Source organism: Vagococcus lutrae, from assembly GCF_023299185.1.
GTDB classification, from domain to species: domain Bacteria; phylum Bacillota; class Bacilli; order Lactobacillales; family Vagococcaceae; genus Vagococcus_A; species Vagococcus_A lutrae.
This window is the reverse complement of record NZ_CP097017.1, coordinates 1,255,245-1,272,298: the sequence shown is the minus strand read 5'-3', so window position 1 is coordinate 1,272,298 and position 17,054 is coordinate 1,255,245. Positions and strand designations below refer to the sequence as shown.

Here is a 17,054-nt window from a genome sequence, read left to right as displayed (position 1 = left end):
GCAACAAAAATGGTCTTACAAAAAGGTATCACTTATATGCATGAGCATACAACAATCGATTTATCACGTTTGAAAAATATCGATGACACAAATTTAAATTGCTATGATGAGACTGTAGCAGAATACAAAAAAATGTACGATAAAGGTGTCCGCAATATTGTAGACGTAACGAATATGGATATGAGAAGAAATCCATTGTACGTTAAACGCGTTGCAGAGGAGACAGGCATGAATATCGTTCAGGCGACAGGCTTTTATCAAGATAAATTCTTACCTGAATTTGTTACAGATTACTCGATTAAGCAATTAACAGATTTTATGGTGAAAGAAATCAGAGAAGGTATTGCTGAAACTGATATTAAAGCACACATAATTGGTGAAATCGGAACAAGTAAAAACATTATGATGCCTCGTGAAGAGAAAATATTTGAAGCGTCTGTTCTTGCTCATAAAGAAACGGGCGTACCAATTACGACTCATACGACACTAGGAACTTATGGTCATGAGCAAGTTGCTTTCTTTAAAGAACGTGGCGTTGATTTAAGTCGAGTTGTTATTGGTCATGTGGATTTAACAGGTGATATTGATTACATTTTACATATGTTAGACCAAGGTGTGTATGTTGAATTTGATACGGTTGGTAAAGAAAATTATCAACCGGATTTACTAAGAGTTGAGATGTTAAAAGAAATCGAAAAAAGAGGATACACTGACAAAGTATTTTTATCAATGGACATTACAAGAAAATCAAACATGGAATACATGGGTGGAATTGGTTATTCCTATTTATTAGATACATTTGTTCCTCTTGCTTTAAACAATGGTGTTTCTCAAAAATTTATCACAAAAATGTTAGAAGACAATCCGATAACATTTATGAATAGAGGTTAAACTTATGAAAACTTATCCATTAACCAGTTTAACAATTGAAGAAGCAACACAACTTCAATTTAAGTTAGTTGATTCCATCACTCGTTTTTTCCCAGGAAATGAAATACTAACACGAGGTGACTTAGGAGTAGTCAAAGGCTTAAACCAACCAGAATTTACAAAAAAAGTAGAAGAAGTACTAGCAGACTTTTTTGAAGCTGAGAGTGCCATGCTTGTCAGAGGTTCTGGAACGAATGCCATTCGACTTGCTCTTTATGGTTCAGTTGGAACGAATGGGACTTTATTAGTCCATGAAGCAGTTATTTATCCTACAACACAAGTATCAATTGATATGTTGGGTATCAAGATAATTCGAGCGGACTTCAATGATTTAGAAGCATTAAAAACAGCAGTATCTAATGAAAAATTAGACGGCGTATTGGTTCAAGTAACACGTCAAAAAATTGACGACTCATATGATTTAGAAGAAGTGATTAAAACAATTCGTGGTATTAGTGAAAGCCTACCAATCGTTACTGATGATAATTATTCAGCCATGAAAACTAAAGGAATAGGAACACAATTTGGTGGTAGTTTAGCCTGTTTTTCTACATTTAAACTACTTGGTCCAGAAGGTGTAGGATGTATTGTTGGAGATAGCCGATATATTAATAAATTAAAACAAGACAATTATTCTGGCGGTGGACAGGTTCAAGGTCATGAAGCTTTAGATGTTTTAAAAGGTTTAATCTATGCACCTGTTTCATTAGCGATTTCTGCACAGGTAAGTGAAGTATTATGTGCTAAAATCAATGAAGGTGAAATAGAAGGTTTAGAAGAAGCTTATGTTGTGAATGCCCAATCTAAAGTTGTGGTAATTCAACTAAAAGAAAACAATGCTCGTGAAGTAATTGATGCTGCAACTAAGTTAGGTGCTCTACCACATCCAGTGGGAGCAGAGTCGCAGTATGAATTTTCCCCACTTGTTTACCGAGTATCTGGTACTTTTAGAGCAACAAATCCTGAGGCGGAGCATTCGATGATTCGAATTAATCCAAACCGTGCAGGTGTTGAGACCATCATTCGTATTTTAAAAGAAGCAATGACTATAGTGAAGAAATGAGGAGTTAGGATTGAGTAATAAATTCTTGAAGAAAAAAGGGGTAATCATTAATCATTTAGCATCTGATTTACTTCAGTTAAAAAAAGGGGATAGAATGCCGAGTATTACTGAGTATCAGAGTGAATATGATGTTGCTAGAGGAACTGTCCAGAACGCATTGAATTATTTAAAAACAGAAGGTGCGCTTGTGACTAAGAGTCATGGACATCTAGGAACCTTTATCGAAGAAATTGATTATACCATTTTACAAGAATACGCTCTTTCTGAAGCTATTTTAGGAACGATGACTCTACCTTACTCACGCTTATATGAAGGATTAGCAACTGGTATTTATGAAGAATTTAAAGAGCATAATATCAAGTTGAATCTTGCTTATATTCGTGGATCTAAGGAAAGAGTTCGGTCAATATCAACGAAGACGTATCGTTTTGCAGTAGTATCAAAATTTGCTGCAAAACGAGTGATTCAACAAGGTGAGCCATTAGAAATTGTGATTGATTTTGGAAAGCAAACTTATTTAAGCGGGCATGTCTTATTATTTGCTAACCGTCATAACAATAGTATTGAAGATGGGATGAAAGTAGCGATTGATTATAGTTCACTGGATCAGCAAATGTTAACGAATGAAAGTATTCAAAACAAGCAGGTTGAGCTGGTTGAAATGCCTGGTCATCAAATTATTCACTCTTTAAAGAGTGGGCAAATTGATGCAGGGATTTGGAATTTTGATGAGATTCGTGACAAAAACTATGAAGAGTTGAACTATATCACGTTAGATAATAATCAATTAGAAGAGGAAATGAGTACTTCGGTTATTGTTTGCCATCAAGATGATACGTCAATGGAAGCTTTCTTTAACAAAAGTTTTGATATGAAACGAGTTTTAGATATTCAAACACAAGTAGGCGATGGGACAATGGTTCCAAGATATTAAGGAGAAAATCATGATTAAAGAAAAACTAGAGATATTAGTTAGCTCAGAAGTAATTGATGAAGAAACGCGTCAATATATATTACAAGTTTTAGAGTGTTTACTTGAAAACAATATTATTAACGAAGTAGCTCAGTCAGATGTGTTCTTGACACATTTAGCAATGGCTGATACAAGACGCAAGAAAAATGAAGTAGTAGCAAGTTTAGATGATTTTATTTTATCTGAAATTACTGCTGATCCTAAATTTTCTGATGCAAAAGATTTATGGGTAAGCATAGAAGAAATGGCACCAAAAAACTTTGAAGAAGCGGAATTAGATTATTTTTATCTACATATCATTAATTTATTAAGGGAGGATTAATATGTTTTTAGAAGCTACAAAACGTAGAAATCCTGAATTAATAGATGCGGCTATCAAGTTACATCAAGAAGGAGCAATCCTACCTGATACGTATATTTTAGACTTAGACCATATTGTTAAAAATGCTAAAGTCTTAAAGAGACATGCTGATGAAGTTGGAATTGACTTGTTTTACATGACCAAACAAATTGGTCGCAATCCATTAGTCTCTCAAGCTATCAGAGAAGCAGGTATTGAACAAGCAGTAGTTGTTGATTTTAAAGAAGCTCTAATTATGATGGAGCATGGTTTACCAATTGGTAATGTTGGACATTTAGTTCAAGTTCCAGTGGCTCTGTTAGAAAAAGTGATTGATTATGGACCTAAATATATGACAGTCTTTTCACTTGATATGCTGAAAAAAATCAATGAAGCAGCAAAAAATGTTGGGAAAGTTCAAGATATTTTATTAAAAGTGATTGAGCCAACAGATGAAATTTATGAAGGTCAATTTGGTGGTTTTCATTTAGACGAGTTAGAACAATTAGCAACTGTTTCTAAAGAATTAAGCCATATTAACATTTCAGGATTAACCTCTTTCCCATGTTTCTTATTTGATGGTGAAAGTGAGTTAAAACCAACAAATAATATTCAAACCATTGAAAAAGCAACTCAAATTTTAGTTGAGAATGATATTTTAATTACTGAATTAAATATTCCTTCAGCAACATGTAGTAAAACAATTCCATTAATTAAAGGCATTAACGGGACACAAGGTGAACCAGGGCATGCGTTAACAGGGACAACACCTCTTCACGCTAAAATGGATTTAGAAGAAGTTCCAAGTATAATTTATGTTAGTGAGATTTCTCATAACTTAGATGGTAAAGCCTATTTTTATGGTGGTGGTTATTACCGAAGAGGCCATTTAGAGAATATCTTAGTAGTAAATGAGGATAATACAAAAACAGATGATAAAGTAGAAGCTTTTGGTAATGAGAGTATTGATTATTACCTAACTGCTGAACATACTCATGCAGTAGGTTCAACGGTATTAGCAGCTTTTAGAACACAGATTTTTGTGACAAGAAGTGATGTAGCAGTTGTTTCTGGTATTAGTAAGGGACAACCTAAAGTAGAAGGTATATACAACAGTCTGGGAAATTTAATTAGAAGGTGATAAGATGAGTAGATTTGTTGTGATTGTATTAGATAGTTTTGGCGTAGGGGCAATGGATGATGTTTCAAAAGTTAGACCAAGAGACATTGGAAGTAGTACGGCAGGACATATTATAGAAACAAATCCAAGTATTCAACTACCAACATTGGAAAAATTAGGTTTAATGAATGCTTTAGGATATGAGATTGGTGAACATAAAAAATCAGAAACTGCTGTTTTTGGTACATCTAATTTGTCTCACCACGGGGCAGATTCATTTTTAGGCCATCAAGAGATTATGGGAACAACACCTAAGATTCCTTTAATTCAACCATTTAATCAAAAAATTGACGAAGTTGAGGCTAATCTTTTAAAAAATGGTTATTCAGTTCGTCGAGTGGGTGAAAAAGGTACACAAATTTTAGTTGTTAATGAAGTAGCAACAGTAGGGGATAATTTAGAAACGGATTATGGTCAAGTTTATAACGTTTCTGCTTGTCTTGATTTAATTAGTTTTGAAGATTTAAAAACATTAGGACATGTTGTTCGTGAAGTTGTTCAAGTGTCTCGAGTGATTACATTTGGTGGGGAGCAAGTCACATTAGATGATTTATTAGCCGCTAGAAAAATTAAAAACAATGAAATAGCTGGAGTAGATGCACCTGAGTCTGGTGTTTATAATCATGGTTATCAAGTTGTTCATCTGGGATATGGAATTGATAAAAATGTTCAAACACCAACTATCTTAGATAAAGAGGGGATTACAGTTTCATTTTTAGGAAAAATCGCTGATATTATTCAAACAGATAGTACAAGATTATTTCCTGGAGTAGATTCTGAATACTTATTTGATTGTTTAATGAGTGAAGTTAAAGATATAGAGACTGGATTTATTGCTTTAAACATTCAAGAAACTGACTTGGCAGGTCATGCTGAGGATGTTTATGGATATTCAGACCGTTTAGAATTAAGTGATAGAAGAATAGCTGAATTATTACCTTTACTTGTTGAAGGAGATATTTTAGTAGTAATGGCCGATCATGGAAATGATCCAACTATTGGACACAGCAATCACACCAGAGAAAGGGTACCGTTATTAATTTACAGTCCAGGAAAAGAAAATATAGAAATTGGCTTAAGAAGTACTATGGCAGATGTGGGGGCAACTGTAGCTGATTTTTTCAAAGTATCAGCCCCACAAAATGGTACGTCTTTTCTTAACACTATTACTTAAAAACAATGATAGACTTTAATGAAAATAAAAAGACTGTGTTATAAGTATAATTGCTTATTGCCAGTCTTTTTTAGGAGGATGCAGATGTCATACAGAATAAAGTCGTACGCAAAAAAAACATTCTTAGCTATGGATAACAGATATAAATCAGTAAAGAAAGTATATCCTAATAGTATTGATCAAATTTCTCAAACAAGTGGATATTTTATGGGCATAAAAGAGGTACAAGATATCTCCGAAAAGTTTATTTCAAGATTAAATAAACTAGGGTTTATTAATCATACCGTTGATAAAGCTAGTTTATCTGGTAGAGCAATTGATTTAGATTTAATCAATCCTTTAACAGGGAATTACATGACAGGTTCATCTAGTGGTACTGCCTTAAATGTTTTTTTAGAAATTAATGATTTAGGTGTTGGAACAGACGGAGGTGGTTCGGTTTTAGCTCCGGCTATGAGTTTAAATTTGTACGGGTTTATTCATCCTGAATTAGGGAAAGAGGTTACTAGTAAAGAGGAAGTTAAAACTTCAACAGATGGTGTTGCTTTTTTTACGTCAATTGGGTTGATTGCTAAGGAGTTGGAACTGATTGAATGTGTGATAGAAAACGAGTTTGTTGTTGAGTCAAAAGAAGGAATCATTATAGCTACTGATACAGAGAGTTTGTTGTCTAATGAAAAGTTAATTAACGCTAACTATAATATTAGTCTAGTTGATATGCCTGACAAATTTATAAAAGAACGAGAGAATTTAATAAAAGATTTAACTAATCTGTTAGAGCATTACGATATTGTGATATCTAAAGAAGGGCCTGTTGATGTACAAGGGTTTGGAGACACAATATTTGGACATTTCTCTAAAGAAACAAAAACTTATCAACAAATGGCTAATAAAGGGTTTATTAGAGTGGCTAATATGGTTAACGCTGTATCGCTTTGTGTTCCTACTACTCAATTAGGAGAGGGATATGTTATAATGACCAAGAATAAAAAAGCATTATCTCATTTAATAAATATTGGAAAGAAAATAAAAGAAGAACAGGACTTACTATCAAAAAATTACTTTAGTAATCATTCCAAGTATTTTGAAATGGGAGTATAAGTATTAAGTTCTAAGAGTTAGATTGATTTAATTCTATCCATGTATTAACAATAAAATATTATGTAGCACAGTATATGGAAGTATGAAACACATCGTTAGATAGAATATTTCTTCTGATTCCTAAACACAATAGTTGGACATCTTTTTTTAATGAATGTTATGATTAGCTTAGTACAAAAAGTAAGGAGTGATAACATGACAGATTATACATTGCCTACTGTATGGGAATGGGAAGATGCCAATACTAACATAGGTGGAAACCGTCCAACTTCGGGCAGTCGGTTTAAACAAAAGCTACCCGTAGGAGATGCACCATTTCAAGTTTATTCGTTGGGAACACCAAATGGAGTAAAAGTGACGATTATGTTAGAAGAATTGAAAGAAATAAGCAAGACAGACATAGCCTATGATTTATATCAGATTCATATTGGTGAAGGAGACCAGTTTGGATCGGATTTTGTATCGATTAGTCCTAACTCAAAAATACCTGCGATGGTGGATCAATCACAAACACCATCAGTTAATATATTTGAATCGGGTTCTATATTATTGTATCTGGCAGAAAAATTTGATGCTTTTTTACCAAAAGAAATCCACGAGAAGACAGAGGTGCTTAATTGGTTGTTTTGGCAAGTTGGGTCAGGTCCTTTTGTAGGAGGAGGATTTGGGCATTTCTTCCGTTATGCTCCTGAAAAGTTGCAGTATCCAATCGACCGCTATACGATGGAAACGAAAAGACAGTTAGATTTATTGAATAAGATATTAGCCGAACGTGAGTATATTGCCGGAGATGAGTATACGATTGCCGACATTGCGAATTGGTCTTGGTATGGTCAGTTAGTCTTAGGGGATTTATATGATGGTGCGGCTGAATTTTTAGATGTTGAAAGTTACCCGCATGTATTAAAATGGGCTCATAAAATTGCAGAGCGCCCAGCCGTAAAGCGAGGAATGACAGTAGAATATCAATCGATTAAATAAAGATGAGTATTAAAAACCGCCACATCATTCATGATATGGCGGTTTTCGTATTATTAAGTTCATATAGTGTTTGTAAAAATTTTAGGCTCTTTGTCAAATAGGACTGATGAGTCAAAATGAAGTCGAAAGATGAGTGGAACTCGTTCCATTCATCTTTTTTATTTTACTTCAATGAGGCGATTCATCATGAATATTCTTAATTTCATGTTCTCAAATGATTTAAATCCATAGGATACCCGTTTTAAGGTTTTAATATGTGTGTTTTTAGCTTCAATCTTACCATTTGAATAGGGATATATTAGGGAATTACGAATCCCTTCTTCATAGTTTAAAAGGTTTTGAAGTTTCTTACGAAATTCTGAATCTAATGTTTCAGGTAGTTCTTTTAGTTGTTGGATAAAGGACACGTGATTTTTGCTTCTGAAAGCATCCATCATATCATGAAAACAGTAATAGGCTTCTTTTAACGGTTCAGAATAAGACAAAAGACGGTCAATCATCATGGCTTCTGTTTGATAAGGATAATGGGGTGCACGGAAACTACGCCATGTTTTATATTCTGAATGATTGATAGACATTCTGTCTTTCGTTAAGCGACGCCAGTTGGCTTTTAATTTTAGATAACCTATCTGGTTATTCTGTTGTTTCAATCGCTTCATTTCCTTAATACGAAAGTCCTGAAAGGCTTTATTACAATGTTTAACCACATGAAAGCGATCAATAATAATCTTGGCTGATGTAAAAACACTCTTCGTCAATTGAAAGTAAGCGGCATTCATATCTGTGACTAATAATTTGACGTCGTTATGATTCGGATACTTTTTGAAATGAGCAGTCAATTGTGTTAACTTCCGTGAAGGAAGTATATTAATAAGTTTTCCTGTTATACCATCTGCACAAATAAAGCTCATGGTGTCTTCTGAAGAACAATGAGAACGAAATTCATCTACCATTAAGACCTCCGGTAAGTGCGTTTGATAGGGGTTTGGTAGATAACTTTTAATTGAGCGTAATACCCTAATGACGGTAGTAATAGAAACATGGCATAATTTCGCAATTAAAGTGAACGAGATTTTTTCTTTTAATAAATCTATTATTTTAAGTATCACATGTCTTGAAATAGAGTGTCCTTTCTCGACAAAATAAGGGGTAGCAGTCCAATGATGAGCACAATTTTTACAGGTATAGCGTTGTTTTGCGACGTTCATAATTAAAGGCAAATGATTAAATTGATCAAAACGCACGACCGCTTTTTTCTTACCATTTCTTACGACTACTTGCTTCCCACTTTCGTTATACACCATTGAACCACAATGGTGACAAGGTGTTAGAGGGGGTGAAAAAGTAGCGTTCACCACACATGTTTGTTGTCCTTTTACCATTTCGTAAGAAATGTCAGATGTGATTAAATTTGGCTCTATGATTCGTAGTAATTTTTTGATATCATTAGACATGAGCATATCGCCTCCTGTTTGTTTTTTTGTGGTAAATTAATCATATAGGAGAACGGTATGCTTTTTAATACCTAAAATTAAGAAAATTAAAAAAGGGCTGATGAATCATTTATTTGATTCATCAGTCCTTTAAATTATAGAGCCAAATTTTAAAGATTGTAGGTAGATAGTATACGATTCATGATGCTTATAACAAAACATTTCGTTATAAGACATAATAAGAATCGCTAAGTGGTTACGTTTCGTGAGAAATGACGTATGATATTAGTCCTTACCAAAATATTCTTGATATATTTTTTCAGCTTCGTCTTTTAAGATATTTTTCGTTACGGCAGGAACATGTGGACTTCTTTCAAAAACTTCATCACTGCCAATCATAATATTAAAGCCGGCGATTTCTGCAAGTTCGTCATGAGACAAACTGTAAACAACGCGTCCAACATTTGCCCAAACAATCGCGCCTGCACACATGCAACAGGGCTCGCAACTGGTGTAAAGGGTGTAGTCAGATAAATCTGTAACACCAGATGAGTGACAATAATCACGAATAATACCTAGTTCAGCGTGATAGGTTGGGTCGCTTTCAGTATGAATATGATTTTTTCCCGTAGCAACGATGTGTTGATTTTTGACTAATAGTGCCCCAAACGGCTCATTACCCTCCTTAGCAGCAGCTTTAGCTAATTCTAAAGCGTCTTTCATAAATCGTAAATCTGATTGATGTGAATTTTTAAGCATGAATTATCCCTCCGTTAGTTTATTTATCTTATTGTAACCTATTTTAGAGTAGTTTATAAGTAAACGGATGTTGTGATTTTTATTACAATATCTCATTATAATTTAATGATTAAAATGTTAATCATATATTATAATGGAAGTATTGAATTTCATAAAATGAATATTTGATAATTAATCTTTTATAAATGGAGGGATTTATATGAAAAGGTGTACAGCACTGTTTCTAAGTAGCCTGTTAATTTTGTCGCCTGTGACAGGGATAGCAACAGAATTGGATTCTGAAACATTGACATCTGATACGGCTATTAGTAATGGAGGGTTGCGAGAAAAAACGGATGATGTGCAAAATACAACACCATCGTTAGATACTCAAAATACAATAGATACGGATAGCTCTGAAGAAGTAGAAACAGAAAGAATTGAAAGCACTGAAGAGAATAAGAAGGCTCAATCAGTTAATTTTTCTGCATTATCAGATGATGAATTAGCTGAGTATTTGAATGATCCAGAGAAGTATCAAGAGTTGTTAGATTATATTAAAGCGACAACTGACTACAGTGATATGTTACCAATGGCACGTTCAGCCAGAGCGAACCAAAAGATGGGTGTCGCAGAATACATGGGTATATCTAGAGATCAATTAATGAAGCGTCTAACTATGCACGAGTATGATAATTATTATCTTGGAACACCTTTTAAAGGGTTATGGACACCTATCGAAATGTGTATGAGTCCTCTGGGCAATCCTAACAAATACGGTCCTGGATTTAACTGTACAGGCTTTGTTGCAACTGTTTTTAAAGAAGCCGGCGCTAATATGAATAAAATTACAAATGTTGCGAATGCATGGGGAAGTATTGCGAATGCTTACAATTGGCGCGATGCCTTAGTTAGAAATACTGAGTATTATGCTTTTGATTCTGTTTCTCAATTATTAAATAGTGGGAAAGCGGAGAAGGGCGATGTGATTTATTTTGAACCAGATTATACAAAGCCGGGATATGATTGTCATATAGGTTTTTTCTGGGGAAACACACCGAATCATAACCGTATGTGGCATTCATATGATCGAAATATTATGAGTAATATCAAATCCGCTACGCCATATACGAAAATATTTTTATTTAAATTAGGGGAAAAAGCAGACCCTAATGATCGTGGTCCATACATTCCACTAGGTGAGTATGTTCGAATAAAATCTGGAAATTATAGTGTTTTTAGTGATTTTGAGTGGCATATTAAAAATAGTTCAAATATCTTGTTAAATAAAACATATTATGCGAAAGGAAAATATAACCATAAAAATGGTCATACTTACTATTCGTTATATGATTCAAAAGATAAATGGATGGGATATATTGATAAAGAAGCAGTGAATCATACAGCTGTTTACGGTGAATATTTATCATTTAATCAGTATGTAACCATTAGTTCTTCGGATTATAACACGTGGACAAATTTTGACTGGAAGTTTCGCCAATCAACCAAAGAGTTAAAAGATCAAACATTTATGGCGCGTGGTGAATATCGTCACTTCAATGGTAGTACTTACTACTCTTTATATGATATCGATGGTAAATGGCATGGCTACTTGAATAAAAATGCAACACGCCCAGCTCCAGCTCAGGGGAGCTATATCCCTTATGGTGAATATGTGCGTATTCAGTCGCCAAACTATGATGTGTTTCAAAACTTTGGTTGGAAAGTAGCGAGAAGTAGCAAATCACTCCATAATAAAACCTATTTAGCAAAAGGAAAATACCACCATCAAAATGGAAGTGTTTATTATTCTCTATATGATAATAAAAATAACTGGTTAGGCTATATTAATAAAAGTGCGACGAAAGAAGTTCCAAACTACGGTGAATATTTATCATTTAATCAGTATGTAACGATTAATTCTTCGAATTACAACACGTGGACTAACTTTGACTGGAAGTTTCGCCAATCAACGAAAGAGTTAAAAGATCAAACATTTATGGCGCGTGGTGAATATCGTCACTTCAATGGTAGTACTTACTACTCTTTATATGATATCAATGGTAAATGGCATGGCTACTTGAATAAAAATGCAACACGCCCAGCTCCAGCTCAGGGGAGCTATATCCCTTATGGTGAATATGTACGTATTCAGTCGCCAAACTATGATGTGTTTCAAAACTTTGGTTGGAAAGTAGCGAGAAGTAGCAAATCACTCCATAATAAAACCTATTTAGCAAAAGGAAAATACCACCATCAAAATGGAAGTGTTTATTATTCTCTATATGATAATAAAAATAACTGGTTAGGCTATATTAATAAAAATGCGACGAAAGAAGTTCCGCGTTACGGTGAATATATTTCTTTATATCAACCTGTAAAGATAGATTCACCGAACTATAATACTTGGTCTAATTTTGATTGGAAGTTCCGTCAATCAACGAAAAAGTTAAAAGGTCAGTCATTTATGGCACGTGGTGTATATTATCACTTTAATGGTAGTACCTATTATTCATTATATGATGAAAAAGGAGAATGGTATGGTTATCTAAATAAAGATGCAACCGTACCGACTAATTAGTATTAAAATAACCTTATGACTGTAAAGTCATAAGGTTATTTATATCTTTTATAAAGAAAGCCTTTACAGATTATTTTTAATGTGCTATATTAAAAATAATCATAAGGATTGTGACTGGCAAGCAGGCAAAACCTGAATTGATAAGAATAATATGAGTACGACTGTCTTAATGGATGGGTGCTTTATATTGTTTTTCTCAATTTGGGTTTTTTTGTTTGTCCAAAATCCAAGAGGAGGAGCCAAAATGGCAAAGCAAACAAATAAAGAATTAGCTTTAAAAATATTAGATCTCGTTGGAGGCGAGAAAAATGTGCAAAGCGTCGTGCATTGTGCCACTCGTTTACGTTTTAAGCTGAAAGATGAGTCGCTTGCGCAGACAGACGTCTTAAATAATATGGACGGTGTTATTCAGATTGTTCAAAGTGGAGGCCAATATCAGGTTGTAATAGGCAGCCATGTACGCGACGTTTATCAAGAGTTGGTTGGAGCGACAGGTCTAGGTGAAGGAACTGACGTGGAAGAAAGTACTAGCGATAAAAATATTTTCAATAAATTTGTAGATATTATTTCCAGTGTGTTTACACCGTTCTTAGGAGCTTTGGCAGGGATCGGGGTATTAAAAGGATTTCTGACGTTAGCAACCGTTATGAACTTGATTTCGATAGAGTCAGGTACTTATCAAATATTTTTAGCGGCTTCTGATGGTTTTATGCAATTTTTACCAATGGCTTTGGCATTCACAGCAGCGAAGAAATTTAAAACAGATCCTTTCATTTCGTTAGCGATTTCCGCTGCTTTAGTCTATCCAGAAATTACGGCAAATGCCACAACGGGTTTGTTAAACTTCTTTGGTTTACCAGTCATTATGGGGCCAACAGGGTACATGCAAACGGTTATTCCAATTATTTTATTTGTATGGGTCCAATCATATATTGAAAAATTAGCAAAAAAAATCTCACCAAATTTCTTACAATTGATACTCGTACCATTGCTAACTATTTTAATTATGGTGCCATTAACATTTGTAGTCATCGGGCCAATTGGCACTATTTTTGGTAGCATTCTTGGAAAAGGATATGATGCGATATTTGGCTTTAGTCCTATTGTTGCTGGTTTAGTAATGGGTGGTTTATGGCAAGTATTTGTTATGTTTGGTATGCATTGGGGTTTTATTCCTATTGCATTAAACAACTTGACTATTAATAACTATGACACTATGACACCCATGTTACTCGGAGCTGTTTTAGCACAAGCAGGTGCTTCTTTAGCTGTTGCTTTACGAACAAAAAGCGAAAAACGTAAAACATTGGCAGCAACAGGTGCTTTAACAGCTATCTTTGGTATTACGGAACCGACTGTTTATGGTGTTACTCTACCACTTAAAAAACCTTTTATTGCAGCGTGTATCGGTGGTGCTGTAGGTGGTGGGATTATTGGTGGCGCTGGTGTGAAATTATTTGCTGGCGGTTTAATCAGTGTTTTAAGTATTCCTGGATTTATTAGTACAATTGAAGGGATAGAATCTAACGTTACAATGGGAATTGTTGGGGTAATTGTTTCATTTGTTTTAGCCTTTGTCTTAACATTGGTACTTGGTTTTGATACAGAGAGCGAAGCAGTCACAACAGTTGAAGCCTCATTAAATGATTCAGATGAAGACCGTTTAATCAGTGCCCCATTAACAGGTAAAATTGTGGCGATAAAAGATGTCCCAGATGAAGTATTTGCTTCTGAAGCATTAGGAAAAGGTTTAGCCATTGAACCAACTATCGGCGAACTACACTCACCAGTGAAAGGAACTGTCACCACTGTATTTCCAACAGGTCATGCTGTCGGTGTAACATCAGACAGTGGCATTGAAGTTTTGATGCATATTGGAATGGATACAGTCGCTTTGAATGGAGAAGGGTTTTCTATTAAAGTAAAAGAAGGCGAAGCTGTCGATAAAGGAACGCTATTAGTAACCATGGACTTAGATTTTATCCGTAAACAAGGTTATCCAACGATTACGCCAGTTGTGATTACGAACTCAAGCGACTATTTAGACATTCTAGATTTGGGGCAGACTGATGTCGTGATAGGAGAAGATATTTTAACGGTCGTTAAATAATGATAAAAGTAAAGGAATCATGACGTGACGTGTTATAATCTTCTTAAAGGCAGATCAGAAAGGGATTATGATCATGTATGTAATCAATAAAATCTTAAATAATAACGTGGTAATATCGGTAGATGAACAAAAGCGCGAGATTATTGTCATGGGAAGAGGGATAGCATTTGGGAAAAAATCCGGCGATAATGTCGAAAAGCAAGCGATTGATAAAGTATTTGTTTTATCAAACGAAGATAATGTCTCAGAAATTGCCTCTTTCCTTCATCAAGTCGATGAACATATTCTGGATATTTCAAAGGAACTATTGATGGAAGCGGAGCGTCAGTTTGACTTTGCTTATACAGACAAAACGTATTTGACTTTAATCGATCATTTAAACTACGCAGTGTTAAGAAAGCAAAAAGGTATCACTATTCCGAATCCACTGTTACTAGATATTAAAAAGTTTTATCCAAAAGAGTTTGCCTTAGCACTGCAAGGATTAGAGTGGATTGAACAGCGGATGTCTGTTCACTTTAATGGAGATGAAGCTGGTTTTATTGCGTTGCATCTGGTGACGAATAATCTTAATACAGACAATGTCCAAACGACCATACGCGCGACAGAACTTGTAAGAGATATTTTGACGATTATACGCCGGTTTTTTGGTTTAGATTTTGATGAACAGTCGCTTAGTTATACGAGAATGGTGACACATATTCAGTATTTCGTTCAGCGGATACTAGCTGACAAAACTTATCAGGAAGAAGATGTATTTTTATATGAGTTAGTGCAAGCGAAGTATCCGCGAGCATATCAATGTAGTTCACGTGTTAAAGATTACTTACAACAAAAGGAAGGCATTATAGTAGAGAATGCTGAGATGATATATTTAGTTATTCATATTAATCGAGTTGTGGATGAAACGATGAAAGAACAATCAGAAAGGAGCCAATAAAATGGCATTTAGAAAAGATTTTTTATGGGGTGGCGCTACAGCTGCGAATCAATGTGAGGGAGGATACGACCAAGGTGGACGTGGTTTAGCGAACGTTGATTTAGCTCCGACAGGTCCCGACCGTTTTCCAGTGATTGCTGGAGAGATGAAGATGTTTGAATTTGACGACGAGCATTTTTATCCAGCGAAAGAAGCAATTGATATGTATCACCGTTATAAAGAAGACATTGCTCTTTTTGGAGAGATGGGCTTTAAAACATATCGCTTGTCGATTGCTTGGAGTCGGATTTTCCCTAAGGGGGATGAAACGGAGCCAAATGAAGAAGGGCTTCAATTCTATGAAGATTTATTTAAAGAATGTCATAAATATGGTATTGAGCCTTTAGTAACGATTACGCACTTTGATTGTCCCATGCATCTAGTTGAAAAATATGGAGCATGGCGCAGTCGTGAGTTAGTTGGTTTTTATGAAAATCTTTGTCATGTTATTTTTAATCGCTATAAAGGTCTGGTTAAATACTGGCTCACATTTAATGAAATTAATATGATTTTACATGCACCATTTATGGGAGCAGGTCTTTACTTTGAAGAAGGCGAAAATAAAGAGCAAGTAAAATATCAAGCGGCGCATCATGAGCTAGTAGCTAGTGCGATTGCAACGAAGATTGCCCATGAAGTAGACCCCGAAAACCAAGTTGGTTGTATGTTAGCAGCAGGAGCGAATTATGGCTATACATGTAAACCGGAAGATGTATGGGCTTCACGCAAAGCAGATCGTGAAAATTATTTCTTTATTGATGTCCAGTCACGTGGCGAGTATCCAGCGTATGCGTTGAAAGAAATGGAACGTCAAGGTATCGAGATAAAAATGGAAGAAGGAGACTTAGAATTACTGAAAGAGCATACGGTTGACTTTATTTCCTTCTCTTATTATTCCTCTCGTGTCCAATCGACAGACCCTAAAGTGAATGAACAAACGGAAGGAAATATCTTTGCTTCTATTAAAAATCCTTATTTAGAAGCAAGTGAGTGGGGTTGGCAAATTGACCCACTTGGTTTAAGAATTACGATGAATGATATTTATGATCGTTATCAAAAACCATTATTCATCGTAGAAAATGGCTTAGGTGCGATTGACGAACCTGATGAAAATGGTTATGTAGAAGATGATTATCGTATCGATTATTTAGCAGCTCATATTCAAGCGATGAAAGATGCGGTTGAATTAGATGGTGTGGATTTAATGGGTTATACGACTTGGGGCTGTATTGATTTAGTCAGTGCGGGAACAGGTGAGATGAAAAAACGTTACGGATTCATCTATGTAGACCGAGATAACGAAGGTAATGGTACCCTAGCTCGTAGTAAGAAAAAATCATTTGATTGGTATAAGAAAGTTATTGCCACAAATGGAGAAGATTTATCAAATCGTTAGATTTAGCAAAAGACGTGAGAGAGCATACTCACGTCTTTTTTGGGCTCTTTGTCAAATAGGACTGATGAATCAAAA

At 34.9% G+C, this 17,054-nt stretch carries 14 protein-coding genes; 12 read left to right on the top strand and 2 right to left on the bottom strand.

Annotated features, from left to right (window positions below):
• Positions 1-9: 9 nt before the first annotated feature.
• The 8 genes from M2919_RS06055 to yghU all read left to right on the top strand — a co-directional run bounded on the left by M2919_RS06055 (position 10) and on the right by yghU (position 7,742).
• Positions 10-891 (top strand): phosphotriesterase family protein, encoded by an 882-nt coding sequence (locus M2919_RS06055; RefSeq protein ID WP_202585106.1) that lies wholly within the window; start codon positions 10-12, stop codon positions 889-891.
• Between the two features lie 4 nt (positions 892-895).
• Positions 896-1,993: an aminotransferase class V-fold PLP-dependent enzyme gene (locus M2919_RS06050; RefSeq protein WP_248848400.1), complete on the top strand. Its 1,098-nt coding sequence runs from the start codon at positions 896-898 to the stop codon at positions 1,991-1,993.
• A gap of 10 nt (positions 1,994-2,003) precedes the next feature.
• Entirely contained in the window at positions 2,004-2,927 is a 924-nt protein-coding gene (gene yhfZ / locus M2919_RS06045; RefSeq protein WP_202585104.1) for a GntR family transcriptional regulator YhfZ, read from the top strand.
• Entirely contained in the window at positions 2,902-3,288 is a 387-nt protein-coding gene (locus M2919_RS06040) for a hypothetical protein (protein WP_248848399.1), read from the top strand. The genes yhfZ and M2919_RS06040 overlap by 26 nt, the downstream gene beginning before the upstream one ends.
• A gap of 1 nt (position 3,289) precedes the next feature.
• Positions 3,290-4,447: a YhfX family PLP-dependent enzyme gene (locus tag M2919_RS06035; RefSeq protein WP_248848398.1), complete on the top strand. Its 1,158-nt coding sequence runs from the start codon at positions 3,290-3,292 to the stop codon at positions 4,445-4,447.
• Positions 4,448-4,451: 4 nt separating this feature from the next.
• On the top strand, positions 4,452-5,660 hold the full coding sequence (locus M2919_RS06030; RefSeq protein WP_202585101.1) for a phosphopentomutase: 1,209 nt from the start codon (positions 4,452-4,454) through the stop codon (positions 5,658-5,660).
• A gap of 84 nt (positions 5,661-5,744) precedes the next feature.
• On the top strand, positions 5,745-6,761 hold the full coding sequence (locus M2919_RS06025) for an amidase family protein (protein WP_202585100.1): 1,017 nt from the start codon (positions 5,745-5,747) through the stop codon (positions 6,759-6,761).
• 195 nt (positions 6,762-6,956) lie between these two features.
• Entirely contained in the window at positions 6,957-7,742 is a 786-nt protein-coding gene (yghU, locus tag M2919_RS06020; protein ID WP_248848397.1) for a glutathione-dependent disulfide-bond oxidoreductase, read from the top strand.
• 158 nt (positions 7,743-7,900) lie between these two features.
• Here the strand turns inward: yghU and M2919_RS06015 are convergent, their stop codons facing one another.
• On the bottom strand, positions 7,901-9,196 hold the full coding sequence (locus tag M2919_RS06015) for an ISL3 family transposase (protein WP_248848396.1): 1,296 nt from the start codon (positions 9,194-9,196) through the stop codon (positions 7,901-7,903).
• A gap of 264 nt (positions 9,197-9,460) precedes the next feature.
• Positions 9,461-9,934, bottom strand: coding sequence for a nucleoside deaminase (locus M2919_RS06010; protein ID WP_248848395.1), 474 nt, complete (start codon positions 9,932-9,934; stop codon positions 9,461-9,463).
• Between the two features lie 199 nt (positions 9,935-10,133).
• On the opposite strand from M2919_RS06010, the gene M2919_RS06005 reads away from it, so the two are divergent.
• The 4 genes from M2919_RS06005 (at position 10,134) to M2919_RS05990 (ending at position 16,979) form a co-directional block, all read left to right on the top strand.
• Entirely contained in the window at positions 10,134-12,494 is a 2,361-nt protein-coding gene (locus tag M2919_RS06005) for a hypothetical protein (RefSeq protein ID WP_248848394.1), read from the top strand.
• 244 nt (positions 12,495-12,738) lie between these two features.
• Complete coding sequence (locus M2919_RS06000) at positions 12,739-14,604, top strand: beta-glucoside-specific PTS transporter subunit IIABC (RefSeq protein ID WP_248848393.1); 1,866 nt, start codon at positions 12,739-12,741, stop codon at positions 14,602-14,604.
• 67 nt (positions 14,605-14,671) lie between these two features.
• A complete protein-coding gene (licT, locus tag M2919_RS05995; RefSeq protein WP_248848392.1) occupies positions 14,672-15,544 on the top strand; it encodes a BglG family transcription antiterminator LicT in 873 nt (290 codons plus the stop codon).
• A 1-nt stretch (position 15,545) separates the two neighbouring features.
• Positions 15,546-16,979 (top strand): 6-phospho-beta-glucosidase, encoded by a 1,434-nt coding sequence (locus M2919_RS05990; RefSeq protein WP_248848391.1) that lies wholly within the window; start codon positions 15,546-15,548, stop codon positions 16,977-16,979.
• The last annotated feature ends 75 nt before the right edge of the window (positions 16,980-17,054 follow it).

Bases quoted from the DNA above. Each gene is read 5' to 3' on its own strand.
- M2919_RS06055 (WP_202585106.1), top strand. From the start codon at position 10: ATGGTCTTACAAAAAGGTATCACTTATATGCATGAGCATACAACAATC.
- M2919_RS06050 (WP_248848400.1), top strand. From the start codon at position 896: ATGAAAACTTATCCATTAACCAGTTTAACAATTGAAGAAGCAACACAA.
- M2919_RS06040 (WP_248848399.1), top strand. From the start codon at position 2,902: ATGGGACAATGGTTCCAAGATATTAAGGAGAAAATCATGATTAAAGAA.
- M2919_RS06035 (WP_248848398.1), top strand. From the start codon at position 3,290: ATGTTTTTAGAAGCTACAAAACGTAGAAATCCTGAATTAATAGATGCG.
- M2919_RS06030 (WP_202585101.1), top strand. From the start codon at position 4,452: ATGAGTAGATTTGTTGTGATTGTATTAGATAGTTTTGGCGTAGGGGCA.
- M2919_RS06025 (WP_202585100.1), top strand. From the start codon at position 5,745: ATGTCATACAGAATAAAGTCGTACGCAAAAAAAACATTCTTAGCTATG.
- yghU (WP_248848397.1), top strand. From the start codon at position 6,957: ATGACAGATTATACATTGCCTACTGTATGGGAATGGGAAGATGCCAAT.
- M2919_RS06015 (WP_248848396.1), bottom strand. From the start codon at position 9,196: ATGTCTAATGATATCAAAAAATTACTACGAATCATAGAGCCAAATTTA.
- M2919_RS06010 (WP_248848395.1), bottom strand. From the start codon at position 9,934: ATGCTTAAAAATTCACATCAATCAGATTTACGATTTATGAAAGACGCT.
- M2919_RS06005 (WP_248848394.1), top strand. From the start codon at position 10,134: ATGAAAAGGTGTACAGCACTGTTTCTAAGTAGCCTGTTAATTTTGTCG.
- M2919_RS06000 (WP_248848393.1), top strand. From the start codon at position 12,739: ATGGCAAAGCAAACAAATAAAGAATTAGCTTTAAAAATATTAGATCTC.
- licT (WP_248848392.1), top strand. From the start codon at position 14,672: ATGATCATGTATGTAATCAATAAAATCTTAAATAATAACGTGGTAATA.
- M2919_RS05990 (WP_248848391.1), top strand. From the start codon at position 15,546: ATGGCATTTAGAAAAGATTTTTTATGGGGTGGCGCTACAGCTGCGAAT.